Source organism: Enterococcus quebecensis (assembly GCF_001730365.1).
GTDB lineage: Bacteria > Bacillota > Bacilli > Lactobacillales > Enterococcaceae > Enterococcus_L > Enterococcus_L quebecensis.
In genome coordinates this window covers 112,879-126,264 of the sequence record NZ_MIKB01000012.1, presented here as the reverse complement: position 1 = coordinate 126,264, position 13,386 = coordinate 112,879, and the positions used below count along the sequence as shown (strand labels likewise).

The 13,386-nt window shown below is 34.3% G+C and carries 10 protein-coding genes and 1 riboswitch; of the genes, 2 read left to right on the top strand and 8 right to left on the bottom strand.

What is annotated here, in order from left to right; translation table 11 throughout:
- Positions 1-36: 36 nt before the first annotated feature.
- From gcvPB to BCR23_RS04955, 7 genes are all read right to left on the bottom strand, one after another.
- Positions 37-1,482 carry an aminomethyl-transferring glycine dehydrogenase subunit GcvPB gene (gcvPB, locus tag BCR23_RS04985; protein ID WP_069634381.1) on the bottom strand — a complete coding sequence of 482 codons (1,446 nt, stop codon included), beginning with the start codon at positions 1,480-1,482 and terminating at the stop codon, positions 37-39.
- Positions 1,479-2,795 (bottom strand): aminomethyl-transferring glycine dehydrogenase subunit GcvPA, encoded by a 1,317-nt coding sequence (gcvPA, locus tag BCR23_RS04980; protein WP_069634380.1) that lies wholly within the window; start codon positions 2,793-2,795, stop codon positions 1,479-1,481. The genes gcvPB and gcvPA overlap by 4 nt, the downstream gene beginning before the upstream one ends.
- A 3-nt stretch (positions 2,796-2,798) precedes the next feature.
- The gene (gene gcvH / locus BCR23_RS04975; RefSeq protein ID WP_069634379.1) at positions 2,799-3,182 is read right to left on the bottom strand and encodes a glycine cleavage system protein GcvH; all 384 of its coding nucleotides are present in this window, start codon (positions 3,180-3,182) and stop codon (positions 2,799-2,801) included.
- A 23-nt stretch (positions 3,183-3,205) separates the two neighbouring features.
- A complete protein-coding gene (gcvT, locus tag BCR23_RS04970; protein ID WP_069634378.1) occupies positions 3,206-4,291 on the bottom strand; it encodes a glycine cleavage system aminomethyltransferase GcvT in 1,086 nt (361 codons plus the stop codon).
- Between the two features lie 196 nt (positions 4,292-4,487).
- A riboswitch (glycine riboswitch) is annotated at positions 4,488-4,592 on the bottom strand.
- 357 nt (positions 4,593-4,949) lie between these two features.
- Positions 4,950-5,831, bottom strand: a complete 882-nt coding sequence (gene rsmA, locus BCR23_RS04965) for a 16S rRNA (adenine(1518)-N(6)/adenine(1519)-N(6))-dimethyltransferase RsmA (protein WP_069634377.1) — start codon at positions 5,829-5,831, stop codon at positions 4,950-4,952.
- Positions 5,828-6,424 (bottom strand): ribonuclease M5, encoded by a 597-nt coding sequence (rnmV, locus tag BCR23_RS04960; RefSeq protein ID WP_069634376.1) that lies wholly within the window; start codon positions 6,422-6,424, stop codon positions 5,828-5,830. Before rnmV ends, rsmA begins: the two co-directional genes overlap by 4 nt.
- On the bottom strand, positions 6,424-7,191 hold the full coding sequence (locus BCR23_RS04955; RefSeq protein WP_069634375.1) for a TatD family hydrolase: 768 nt from the start codon (positions 7,189-7,191) through the stop codon (positions 6,424-6,426). The genes rnmV and BCR23_RS04955 overlap by 1 nt, the downstream gene beginning before the upstream one ends.
- A gap of 369 nt (positions 7,192-7,560) precedes the next feature.
- Here BCR23_RS04955 and BCR23_RS04950 point away from each other — a divergent pair, with 369 nt between their 5' ends.
- On the top strand, positions 7,561-9,744 hold the full coding sequence (locus tag BCR23_RS04950; RefSeq protein ID WP_069634374.1) for a HelD family protein: 2,184 nt from the start codon (positions 7,561-7,563) through the stop codon (positions 9,742-9,744).
- A gap of 159 nt (positions 9,745-9,903) precedes the next feature.
- On the opposite strand, the gene BCR23_RS04945 is transcribed toward BCR23_RS04950, so the two are convergent.
- Positions 9,904-12,171, bottom strand: coding sequence for a DGQHR domain-containing protein (locus BCR23_RS04945; RefSeq protein WP_083241887.1), 2,268 nt, complete (start codon positions 12,169-12,171; stop codon positions 9,904-9,906).
- Between the two features lie 127 nt (positions 12,172-12,298).
- Between BCR23_RS04945 and BCR23_RS04940 the strand changes: the two genes are divergently transcribed.
- Complete coding sequence (locus BCR23_RS04940) at positions 12,299-13,201, top strand: DNA adenine methylase (protein ID WP_069634373.1); 903 nt, start codon at positions 12,299-12,301, stop codon at positions 13,199-13,201.
- Positions 13,202-13,386: the final 185 nt, after the last annotated feature.

Sequence of the window (13,386 nt, the reverse complement as noted above, 5' to 3'; positions counted from 1 at the left end):
TATGTCACTTTTTTTCAGAGAGACTGGATCATCAAGTTAGATGATCTCCTCTTTAAACTCGTAGCGAACAATTGGATGCCGCGCAGCTCTGACTTCATCCACTCGATGAATTTGAGCATGTAAGGGATACTCATGGAAAGCTTCTGGATTTTTATGTGCATCCTCATAAAGCTTACGATAAACTGCAATCGCATCATCCATTCGTTCTTTTGATTCTGTCTCAGGCGGTTCTACCATTAATGCTTCTGGTACAGTCAATGGAAAATACATCGTTGGCGGATACATTTTATGATCTAAAATCCCTTTGGCAATGTCCAACGCTGTAACGCCTGTTTCTTTTTTTAATTTGTCTAAACTCATGACAAACTCATGCATACATGTATCGCCATATGGTACTTCAAAGATATCTTTTAATTCATGCAACATGTAATTGGCATTTAACACGGCACCTTTAGAGGACGAAGAAATACCTTCTGATCCTAAAAATAAAATATAGGTCAGTGCTCTTAAAAAGACTGAAAATTGTCCGTAGAATCCCTTCACCATGCCAATCGAATGCTCTGGTGTAGTAAACGTAATGTTCTCACCATCTTTGACTGGATAATAATTAGGTAAAAATGGTTTTAATATGGTTTTACAGCCGACAGCTCCTGAACCTGGTCCGCCGCCACCATGAGGAGTTGAAAAAGTTTTGTGTAAATTTAGATGAATAATATCAAAGCCCATATCTCCTGGTCGAGCAACGCCCATAATGGCATTTAAATTGGCTCCGTCATAATAATTCAAACCGCCAGCATCATGAACAATCTTCGTAATTTCTAAAATGTTTTTATCAAAAATACCTGCTGTATTAGGATTAGTCAGCATTAAGCCTGCCGTATCTTCACCAACGGCTTCTTTTAGTGCCTCAATATCAACACAACCATATTTATCAGAAGGAATATTCACCGTAATCATTCCTGTCATTGCAACACTGGCTGGATTTGTGCCATGAGCTGAATCTGGAACAATTATTTTATTTCTCTGCGGTTGACCATTTCTTTCATGATAGGCTTTAATCATTAACAAACTAGTAAACTCGCCGTGAGCTCCAGCTGCGGGTTGGAAAGTAATAGCATTCATTCCAGTAATTTCTTTTAACAGCATTTCTGTCGTAGTAAATACTTCCAATGAACCTTGTACGGTATGTTCCGGCTGTAATGGATGAATCGCAGCAAAAGCTGGATAAGCAGCCATTTCGTCATTGATCTTGGGATTGTATTTCATAGTGCAAGAACCTAATGGATAAAAACCGTCATTGATTCCAAAGGTTGCATTTGCTAATTCGGTATAGTGACGACTAATCTCTGGTTGAGGTAATGATGGTAAGTGCAGTTCTTTTTTACGTTTTATTTCTTCTGGAAGTGCCACATTCGGTACATCACAAGGGGAAATCATTTCATTATAATAGCCTTCTACACTTCGTTCAAAAATCAATTTCATTGATTACACGCCTCCTTTACCAATAACACGACTTCATCCATTTGTTCCTTCGTATTCATTTCAGTTACACACCACAGTATTCCTTTGTCTGTAGGATAACCGCCAAGAATATCATGTTCTTCAAGTTTTGTTAATATAACTTCATTTGTTACAGGAAATGTCAGCAAGAACTCATGGAAAAACGGACTGTCTGAATTTCGCTGAACTCCTTCAATTTGAGTCAACTGATCCGCTAAATAATGGGCTTTACTATAACATTGCTCCGCTACTTCTTGAATTCCTCTGGCGCCCATTGTACTCATATACACTGCATTTGTTAGCGCACATAGCGCTTGGTTAGAACAAATATTAGATGCGGCTTTTTCTCGACGAATATGCTGTTCCCTAGCTTGTAAAGTTAATACGAACGCTCGATCGTCGGCCTCATCTACTGTTTCTCCAGCGATACGACCAGGCAATTTACGAATCATTTTTTCTTTCGTTGCAATAAAACCAATATATGGCCCACCAAAAGCTAGCGGTATGCCAAAGGGTTGAGAGTCGCCAACAGCAATATCAGCATTTACTTCCCCTGCTGTTTTAAGGACAGTACTAGCCACAGGATTCACACTCATAATAAATTTAGCTTTTGCCTCATGAACCATTCCTTCAATCGCTTCTACGTTTTCGATGCCCCCATAATAATTAGGTTGTTGAACAATAAAACAAGCGGTTGTCTCATCTAGTTCTTCTTGTAAAATAGTTAAGTCTGTTAAGCCATTTTTTTCTGGAATCATCACAAATTCAATATCTCTAGAGCTAAAATAAGTTACTGCTGTCTGAATGGTCATTGGATTCGTTGTCTTTGAAATCAACACTTTTAAACGTTTTTTCTCCAAACACATATTGATTGCCTCCGCTGCCGCAGTCGCCCCATCATAAACAGACGCATTGGTCGCATCCATCCCAGTGATTTCACAAATCATGGTTTGATATTCAAAAATAGACTGTAACAAACCTTGGCTTATTTCAGGTTGGTAAGGTGTGTAGGAGGTCATAAACTCTTCTTTAGCTGCAATTTGTTTAACAATGGCGGGAATGTAATGATTGTATGCACCTGCACCACGAAAAATAGTTGAGAAAACTTTGTTTTTCTTTCCCATATTTTCTAAAATACGTCGAACCTCAAACTCAGACTTTCCAGCTGGGATATCTAGTTTTTCCACCAACATTTCTTTGGGAATATCTTGGTAGAGATCACTCATATTTTTTAAGCCTATCGTGTTCAGCATGTCTTGTTGTTGTTGTTCTGTAGACCCAAGATAATTACCCATTCATTACGCCTCCTCAGATTCTTCGCAGAATTTCTTATATTCCTCAGCAGTTAATAACTCCTCAATATCTTCGACTTTTTCCACTTCAATCAACCATGAGTCTAACGGCGCTGAATTGATCAATTCTGGACTATCAATCAACTCTTCATTGATTGCTGTGACTGTCCCAGTAATTGGCGAGTAGGCTTCTGAAACGGCTTTAACAGATTCAATATCAGCAAAGGATTCTCCTTTTATTACCTCGCTCCCTTCATCTGGAAGGTCAATAAAAACGATATCTCCTAACTGATCTTGCGCGTAATCAGAAAGACCAATCTTTACTTTCTCCCCATCAAAAAGTACCCACTCATGAGATTTTGAAAACTTCATTTCTCCTGCTTTTGTCATAATAAACGTCTCCTTTTTTTAAGTTATTTTTTTATAAATGGTAATTCTACAACTTCAGCTTTAATTTTTTTACCTCTGACTTCCACTTCAATAGGTGAACCGATTTCCACAAATCCTTTTTCTACAATGGCCATGGCACAAGCTTTATTGATATATGGACACATCGTGCCAGATGTTGTTTGACCAATTTTCTTTTCGTTAAAATACACATCTGCACCTTCACGAACGATGCCTCTTTCGGTTAGTTCAAGGCCAATTCGAGTGATTGTTGGTTCCCCTTTATCAATCAATGCTTTTTTCCCGATAAAATCTTCTTTTTTCATTTTGACTGCAAAAGCTAAATCTGTTTCAAGAGGTGTGATTTCTTCATTCATTTCATGACCGTATAACGGCATTCCAGCTTCTAAACGTAAGGTGTCACGAGCCCCTAAACCGCAAGGAATAAGTCCATAGTCTTTACCAGTATCCAGTAATATGTTCCATAATTTGACGCCATCTTCAGCAGAACAGTACAACTCGTAGCCAAATTCTCCTGTATAACCTGTTCGAGATATAATACAGCTTACACCACCAACATCAGCATTTTCAGTGAAACTATAATATTTTTTAGGAATGTCTTGTTCAGGTGTTAATTTTTCAATTATTTCTTTAGCTTTTGGACCTTGTAATGTTAGTTGAACAAACTGGTCTGACTGATCTGAAAATTCAACTTCGCCGAATAGATACCGTTTCATCCAAGCGACGTCTTTAGCTCTGTTTGCTGCGTTGATGACCAATAAATACTTTTCCTCAGCACATTTATATACTAATAAATCATCTATCACACCGCCATTTTCATTACACATCAAGGTGTATCTAACACGTCCTATTTCTAAATTGCTAAAATCATTTGTTAACAAATACTGCAAATTGGCTAAGGCATCTTTCCCTTCATAAACGACTTCACCCATATGGGAAACATCGAATAATCCTACTTGATTTCGAACAGCTAAATGTTCTTTGATCACGCCACTATCTTTATATTGAACAGGCAGCGTATATCCGGCAAAAGAAACCATTTTTCCACCTGCTGTAAGATGTGCATCATATAAGGGGGTCTTTAAATCCATTTTTTCTACTCCTTTGCTTTTTCGTATTTTTGAATCAACTGTTTCGTTGTTAACTAAATGACACCTCCAAGCTGTAAAACTATATAAAAACAGAGGAACGGGCACCTGAAAAAAAGTGCCTGTTCCTCTGTACAAAACCTGAGAGATTCGTCTTCTTAAAGAGTTGCTCCGTCGGTGCTTTCGCTTTCCAGAGTGATGTCCAATTACGGTCCTTTTACCTGAGATCTTCACAATAAATGAATTGCATCATTTATTATTTATTCCTTCGGTGCTATGAGCTAGTCTCTCCCGCAATTCTCTTCCATCTACTTTATTTAATGAGCTATCAAAATAAACTTGTGCTTACAATCGATACTTCTGGTATCTGAAAAAAGAAATCCTTTTCATAAAAAACAACACATTATTGCTTAGAATAGTTTCCTCAAACATATTATCTATAACCATCTTCTCATATTCTTATATTTTTTTCAAAACTTGGATTTGTGAAAATCAAATACAATAATGAAATATATAAGAAAGCGTTTTCTAACTATAATTATCCTTTATATTTCATAAAAGTCAATAACACAATTCAATTATTTCACAAAAAATAAAGCAGACGAAAGGATTTCTCTCATCTGCTTTTTAGTTTAATTTTTTGCGCTGCTCTCTCAGAGCTTTAACGATTTTTTTCTAGTACATTACTTAAGCGTCCAAACTCTTCAAGTGATAACGTTTCTCCACGACGTGAAGGATCAATTTCAGACTCAGTTAAACTTTCTGTTAACCAAGCTTTTGTTTGATCATCTTTTCCATAAAAATGAGTCAAGTTGTTCCACAATGTTTTACGGCGTAACTGAAACGAAGCTTTTGTTAATTTGAAAAATTCTTTTTCGTTTGTCACTTCAACTGCTGGCTTATCTCGTTTCGTTAGTTTGATGATTGCTGAATCAACGTTTGGCTGCGGGATAAAGACTGTTTTTGGTACGATAAATGCAATGCTAGCTTCCATAAAATACTGAACAGCAATTGACAGTGATCCGTATGCTTTTGTGCCTGGTTTTGCAGAAATTCGATCAGCTACTTCTTTTTGCATCATAACGATCATTTCTTCTACCTCTAAATCAGATTCTAGAAAATGCATCATGATTGGCGTTGTGATGTAATATGGTAAATTAGCTACCACTTTAATTGGAAGATCTTCTTCAAAAACTTCCTTTGTGGTTCCAACTAAATCCGCTTTTAACACGTCGTTGTGAACAACCGTTACATTTTTATATGGGCTCATCGTGTCTTCTAAAACAGGAATCAAACGATCATCGATTTCAAATGCTAAAACCTGCGCCGCATTTTTTGCTAACTGTTCAGTTAATGCACCAATACCTGGACCGACTTCAACTACATTTGTTTTGGTGTCGATCCCTGCTGTTTCAACGATTTTCCGTAAGATATTGGGTTCTGTTAAAAAGTTTTGTCCTAAGCTCTTTTTAAATGAAAAGCCATGTTTCTTCAAAATTTCTTTGGTTCTTGAAGGGGTGGCTATTTCTTTATATTCTGTCAAATTGATTCCTCCGATTTTTCACTAGGTAACACATTTATTTGCTTCATTGTTTCTGTCAGTTCCTTTTCAGTGATACGGAACATTTTCAATCGTTTCGTTAATTGTTTACTGTTCGTATAACCAATGCGCAGTTCATCACCTAATTTTTCACGACGTTCCTTTGCATGAGCTCCCGCTATTAAACCATATTCTATTAAGGTTTGTCTAGGGATTTCTTGATAATTATCTTCATTATTAACTGGTGTCACAATTTTTTCCAACGCTTCTAAAATCGCCTCATCACTAGCATGTTCAACCCCTAAACTGCTGCCACGTTTTTTAGGCGTTGCCAAACGGCGTGAAAGAAAAGCATGTTTAGCATCTGGAACCACATCCATGATTGTTTTTCGGATTTTTTCACCTGAATAATCTGGATCTGTAAAAATAATTACACCACGGGTTTCTTGTGCGTGTTCAATTTGTTCTAATATGTCTTCGTTGATAGCTGAACCAATTGTTTCAATGGTATCTGCATCTACGACTTCTTGAATACGCCTGGTATCGTCTTTTCCTTCAACGACTATAATTTCTTCAATTCTCAACTTATCAGTCATTAAACTAACCTAAATAAGCGATGGGCATTGGCTGTTGTTTGTTTCGCTATTTCTTCAAATGGCAGTTCACGTAATTCAGCGATTTTTTCAACCACATAGCGAGTATAACCAGGCTCATTACGTTTCCCTCGATAAGGAACAGGTGCTAAATATGGCGCATCTGTTTCCACTAATAAATGATCTAACGGAACAGCTTTAGCAACTTCTTGAACTTCCAGGGCTTTTTTAAACGTAACTACTCCGCTTAATGAAATATGCATTCCCATATCTAAAAATTTCTTCATCCACTCAGGATCGCCACTAAAACTATGCATAATTCCACCAATATCACGGATATCTTCTTCTTTTAAAATCTTATACGTATCTTCCATCGCATCTCGTGTATGAATGCTGATAGGCAGATTCATCTCTTTAGCAATGGCAATTTGCCGTCTGAAGACACGATCTTGAACCTCTTTAGGATCTTCCATCCAATAATAATCTAAGCCGATCTCACCTAGAGCAACCACTTTAGGTGTTGTTAATAATTGTTGCAATTTCTTTTCGATCTCAGGCGTGTAGCTCCCTGCCTCTGTTGGATGCCATCCAATAATACTTTGGATTTCTTTATATTGTTGGCTAAGCGCTAGAGATTTTTCGATCGTTGGTGTATCAAATCCCACCACTGCCATTTCTGTTACACCTAATTCTTTTGCACGTTCGATTGTTTCTGGAATATCTTCATTAAATTGTTCTGCGTTTAAATGAGTATGAGAATCAAAAATCAAGAATACTGCCTCCTTAAATTAAAAGCGTAGCGGGCTTATCTAGCTCTGACCGAAAAATAGGAAAAATTGATTGAGATGCTTTTTGTCTCACTCTATCTATTTTTGTCTTGTTTCCGAAGACCTTCAATCCTTCTTAGGAATTGATGGAATCGAAGCAGAGCGTAGTGCTAGCCCATGTAGTTAGATAGTACAATGAGCTAACCAACTATGATTAACTATTTTGTAGTCCATCGTCTTCTATACTTTATCATATTTTGGCGAAAAGCTGAATGGACAGCACCGATAAATTATCAACTACTTATGATTGCTTTATTAAAAAAAATAGCTTATACTATTCGGTCACAGCATTTCATGTCAGGAGGAACCACCATGTCCAATGATCGCAAACAAGAAACCAACCATCTACACCAAATTTACGAAGAATTAATCCAAGCAAAAGACAAGTTTCAAACAGCTATCAACGAAGTCAACACTACAGGAAAATCAGTGTTGGAGCAATTTAGTGGCGATACTAAACTGAATTTTGATAGTTACTCCGATAACTTAGAGACTTTTGCTATGATGGAAATGAAAAATAGAGAAATCGATCAATTGAACATCCAAAATGCAACGGCTGCTAAACAACTAGAAAAAGTTGAGCGCCTACTTAAAGTTCCTTATTTCGGAAAAATTGATGTAACATTTTTAGATGCTGATTCTGATCGTGACGTTTTTTATATCGGCATGAATGATTTTACGAATCTAGATGGTGAGTCACGAATCTACGATTGGCGCTCCCCGATTGCGTCACTTTTTTACAATAATGTTTTAGGTGATAGCAGTTATCTTGTCAACAAAACAGAAATCCCTGTAACTTTGAATCTGAAAAGGCAGTTAATTATTGAAGAAGATCGTTTGATCAACTTTTTTGATACTAGCCTTGCCATTCAAGATGATATTCTACTTCATTCGCTAGAAGCTGATTCTTCTCAGTATATGAAAGACATCACTACGACCATTCAACAAGAACAAAACGAGATTATTCGTGATGAAAGTCATCCGTTACTTTTAGTCAATGGAATTGCTGGTAGTGGAAAAACATCCGCGATCATGCAGCGAATTGCTTATTTACTTTATAATCATCGGACACAAATCACAGCTGACGATATTTTATTGCTATCTCCAAACTCGACATTTATTGATTATATTTCTCAAGTGTTGCCAAATTTAGGTGAGCGTAACCCGTTGAATTTAACTTTACTGCAATTTCTTAAGTTTACGTTTCGAGAAAAAGCACCAATCGAAAGTGAATCAGCCTATTTTAAACGAATCACTGCAGAACAGGTGAACGGGCAACAAAAAGTGATCCAATCACAAGATTTTGCCGATTTCATTCAAACGTTCCAAGATCCTTCTCTGATTCAACAAGCACTTTTTCAACCGATCTTGTTCAAACGCAAACCTTTATTTACTGCTGAAGTGATTTTTAATCTATATCAAGAAACACCTGCTAATTTATCAATCAGAGAGCGACTTTCAGCCACCAAAGAAAAGTTATCTAGCCTTTGGAATCGTTATTTGATCAAACAAGCAAAGTCTAAAAAAATGATGGATCAGATGCAAGATCTAACGGAAGCAGAACAATTACGTTATTTTGACACAACATTTACTGAAGATGATGAAGAACAACTAGCAGAATTTGCTCTGCAACGGCTTCAAAAAAAATACCGCAAAGTGGTAGATGATATCGCTAATGTTGCATGGTTTGACCAATGGCTGCTTTTTGAATCCTTGTATCAAAACTATCACCAAGTATCGTATGAAAAAACAACACCCGCTTATACGGCAGATGAAGTAGTGATTTTATTATTAATCAAAGATAGGTTTATTGAAGATTTATCTAATCGGCAAATGGCCTTTATTTTGGTGGATGAGGTACAAGATTATACAGAAGCTCAAATTCTTTTACTGCTGAAATTATTTCCGCAAGCGAACTTTACGTTGGCAGGTGATGAAAATCAGGCAATTTTTAATACGTCGATTAGCTTCAATGGCTTGAAAGAATTATTGTCTGCTTCCAGCCGTTCTGTTACTTCTTATCAATTATTAAATAGTTACCGCTCAAGTAAAGAGATTACTCAACTCTTCCAAACGCTTGTTACAAATCATGAAAAGCTTAAGATCGTACCGATCCGAAAAGACGGCGAGAAACCAGCGTTTATTTTTTGTGAAAATGAAGAAGCATATTTAGATACACTTACTTCACTTTTAGATACTTTAGCTGTTGAAGAAGATACTGCGATCATTACAAAAACAGCTTATGAAGCAGAATTATTAGAACAACAGCTTTCACAAAAGAATAGCTCGATTAATGCTCAAATTCTTTCAATTGATATGGCAAAAGGTCTTGAATTTGATCATGTAATTATTCATGATCCTTCAACATTACGTTATGGAACGACTGAAAGAGAGAAGAAGATTCTTTATACAGCGATTTCTCGCGGGATGAAGCAGGTATTTCTACCTTATGTTGGGAGCCTTTGTGAATTGTTTACGGCTAATGAATATTATTAATTATTTAATTAACTGCAGGATAATAACTCTTTAAAAATCAATTCTATCCTAAAACTAAATAAATACCGAATATAGTAAAAACGTCATTTATCAGTAAACAATTGATAAATGACGTTTTTACTCTACTTTTTATTACACAAAATGAATCTAAAAATATGTTCATTCTTCTATTAGCCAATCTTTTAACTCATTAATTAGTATATTATCTTGGCTCGTAATACTATAATCATCTAAATTCTTTTGAATTAACAAATCCATCTGTTTTAACCATTCAATTTTTTTGATTTTACCTCCTTTAATTCCTTCATCCTGAGGTCTAGTGAAGTACTTTTCAAAGATATCTCTCCAATTACTTTTATCTACAGAAACATTCGCATAATCGTTTAAAGTTAATACATCTTCAATCAAATATTCTTCATCATTTGAACTATCATAGTTTCTTTCAATAACTATGCCTGCAGCCGATTTATACACTTTTTTAGGCAAGTCTTTTACCCAATTCTCACCAAAATGTTCAATCATTAATCTCTCAAATCTCACTTTAATGTTTTTTTCCAACTCAGGTAAAAGTATTCTGGCCTCTTCATTATATGTTTTTTCATATTCAATCACAGACTCAGAAATTCCGTCCGGATTAAAATCTCTATGCTCAGAATGCACTTTTACTTGTAGTCTCTTCCAATACTTAGGTTTTCCTTGTGATCCATAAGATTTTTTCAACTCTATCTTATCCTCATGACTCATATCATTAATATATCTTATACTTGTATCAAGATAAGGTTTAATACTCTCTAGTAAATCTTCTGGTTTTCCATTTAAAGTATCTAAGCCTTCATTATTCCTCTTATAATTTATTAAATCACAAATAAGCATAATAAAACCATGGATACCAACATTTATAGTAAGAACACCATCGTCATCTTCTCCTTTTTCCCATTCATCTTTAGCACCTCTTTTTATATAAGAAAAAGATTCAAGAATAAAAGAATATAGTTGAATAAAAGTTGAATCATTGTTACCTTTATCGAAAAGACCATTGCTAGTAGTCTCATTATCTTTATTGAATTTTGATACAAAATTTGTTTTATTTAATGCTCCAATAATCGTTTCAATTTTGATACAGGTTTTTGAATTGCTTTGATTTTCTCCAATTACTACCCTATCGTATAGAGGTGAATTTTCATCCTCTCCCAATCTTTGAGCAATTTTAGACAGTAAGGCCTTAGTTCGTTCTGCTTTCAATGGAGAATCCCATAATAAATCTGCATTCAAAGTGTTCCTTAAATTCTTAGAAACTGATTTTTGATTTTCATTTATTTCCATAAATAATTTTATTTGGTCATTCTTCTTCAAATTTACAAAAGCTACAACAGGAATAGAATTTATTTTAGAATATTCAGTATCCGAGTATCCGTACAATCTATGTTGTCCATCTATTATATATATTGATTGATATAGCGGTGGCAAATGAAGAATTCCTATCTTACTAATAGAGTTTTCATCCTGGAGGCTCGACGTATCAAATCGTAAATCCTTCTTTCCTTTGTCAATGTTTACAACAATTGAATTTGGAAAAAAACCTCCATCTTTAACAAATTCTTGTATTTTATTCAGTCTACTTTTCTTTATGATCCTTTGATAAGATGGCAACTGATCTTTGTTAAAATTACTTTTATGCAATACATAGCTCATTTTCAATAACTTATCAGGTTCAATAGAAAAAGCATAATAATCTAGTCCACCCATCTGCCCCTGAATTGCTGGTATTTTATTTTCCATCCCTGTTATTCGTTGCTTTTCAAATAATTGCCCCAATAACTGAAATCTTGACGCTTTTCCAAGGTGTTTAGATAACTCTTCATAATATTGCAAAGCATCTTCATCAAAATAAGCTATATCACTTCCCTCAAGTCTTTCTTTATCAGTTGTTGATAAGTTGTAATTTTGAGTAGCCAAAATAAATTTTACTTTTTTAGGAGTATCAGAACGTTTATTAATTTCACTTATTAATCCCCCTTTAACACCATTTATAGCTTCAATATCTTTTTTAAAATTCGTTTTCTTATTAATCTCATTAGTATGCTTACATTCAATAAATAGAACTGTCTCATCATCTGCACAAAAAACATCAATCTGCTTAGTCAGTTTTCCGTTTTTATCATAGGGCATATGAAAATTTCGATCTTTGTTCATTATAGTAAACCCTAATTTGTAAAACATCATCCATACTTTATCTTCAAATTGTTCATCCAAAGGCTTATCTTTCTTAACCCAGATGTCATTTTTTAGCTCTCGTTCTATTTCCCATCCCTCGGCTTTATAAGACGCAAAATCTCGTTTACTAATTTTTTTTCGGTAAAACGGAACTTTCTTAATGTTCTTTACTGCATTTAGCTCTTTTCCTTGAACCATCTTATCTTTAATCATAAGAAACTCCTTATATGTATTATTAAATTAATTATAGCACAATGTTAACTATCATAATAATTCTTTATTGATATTTTAGTCATTAACTTATATAATTTAATTAAAACTTGAAAGTAGATACTATATTATGACATCCGTTATTTCTTCTCCTATTAGATGGACAGGCTCTAAACGAAAAATGTTAAATGAAATGTTAACATCATTTGATTCTGATAAAAAAATATACATTGAACCGTTTCTAGGTTCTGCAACTGTATTAATCAACTCATTAAATTTAAATTTATATGATGATTACTATGTAAATGATATTAATAATCACCTTATTGACTTCTTCGTAAATTTACGTGACTCTACTGATACACTGCTTTTTTCAATAAACGAGATTATTATCTACTACAATTCTTTAAATACATTGGATGACAAAAGTCTTTTTTTTTATAAGATGAGAAAAGCCTTTAACTCTAATACAACATTAGAAAATAAATCTTCTATTTTCTGGTTTTTAATGAAAACCTGTTTCAATGGTGTATATCGTATAAATAAGTCAGGTCAGTTCAATGTTCCTTTTGGAAAAAAAATTAGTATCTCATTTAATGTCGAACAAGCTCTAAATATATCAAAATTGATAAATAATGTTCGTTTTTTTAGTCATACATATAATGATTTTTTAACTAATATAAACTTACAAGACAATTTGAAAAATTCTTTTATATATTGTGATCCGCCATATATCCCACAAACCGTTAGCTCAAAAAATCAGAAAATGTACACTAGTAATCATTTCGATCATTTTAAATTTATACAATTTATTAATCAATTAAGTATAGAACGCAAACCATCGATAATGATTTCAATGTCTGAATCAAGAGCTTCTAATGAAATTTATAACTTAAACAACTTTGAAAAAATACCATTAACCGAAATAATTCGAGTTGTTAACCCAAAGAGATTATTAAAGGCCTCTGAGGTTGCTTATTTGAACTACTCTCCAAATAATTTTTCTGAGTCAATTATGGGTAAAACAGATTAGCATTTTTTTTAGTTTTATCTAATTACTAAACTGTGTAGTTAGACTTTTCTTTATTGTTACTTTCAAAATTATATTTGCTTGCTATCTGTAATTTTGGAAGTAAGGGTCTTATAAAGACTAAATTTATGAGCATTGAATTTGTCACCTAAAACTACATATATTCAGTTAATAAATTATTTTTAACA

Bases quoted from the DNA above. Each gene is read 5' to 3' on its own strand.
- gcvPB (WP_069634381.1), bottom strand. From the start codon at position 1,482: ATGAAATTGATTTTTGAACGAAGTGTAGAAGGCTATTATAATGAAATG.
- gcvPA (WP_069634380.1), bottom strand. From the start codon at position 2,795: ATGGGTAATTATCTTGGGTCTACAGAACAACAACAACAAGACATGCTG.
- gcvH (WP_069634379.1), bottom strand. From the start codon at position 3,182: ATGACAAAAGCAGGAGAAATGAAGTTTTCAAAATCTCATGAGTGGGTA.
- gcvT (WP_069634378.1), bottom strand. From the start codon at position 4,291: ATGGATTTAAAGACCCCCTTATATGATGCACATCTTACAGCAGGTGGA.
- rnmV (WP_069634376.1), bottom strand. From the start codon at position 6,424: ATGACTGATAAGTTGAGAATTGAAGAAATTATAGTCGTTGAAGGAAAA.
- BCR23_RS04950 (WP_069634374.1), top strand. From the start codon at position 7,561: ATGTCCAATGATCGCAAACAAGAAACCAACCATCTACACCAAATTTAC.
- BCR23_RS04945 (WP_083241887.1), bottom strand. From the start codon at position 12,171: ATGATTAAAGATAAGATGGTTCAAGGAAAAGAGCTAAATGCAGTAAAG.
- BCR23_RS04940 (WP_069634373.1), top strand. From the start codon at position 12,299: ATGACATCCGTTATTTCTTCTCCTATTAGATGGACAGGCTCTAAACGA.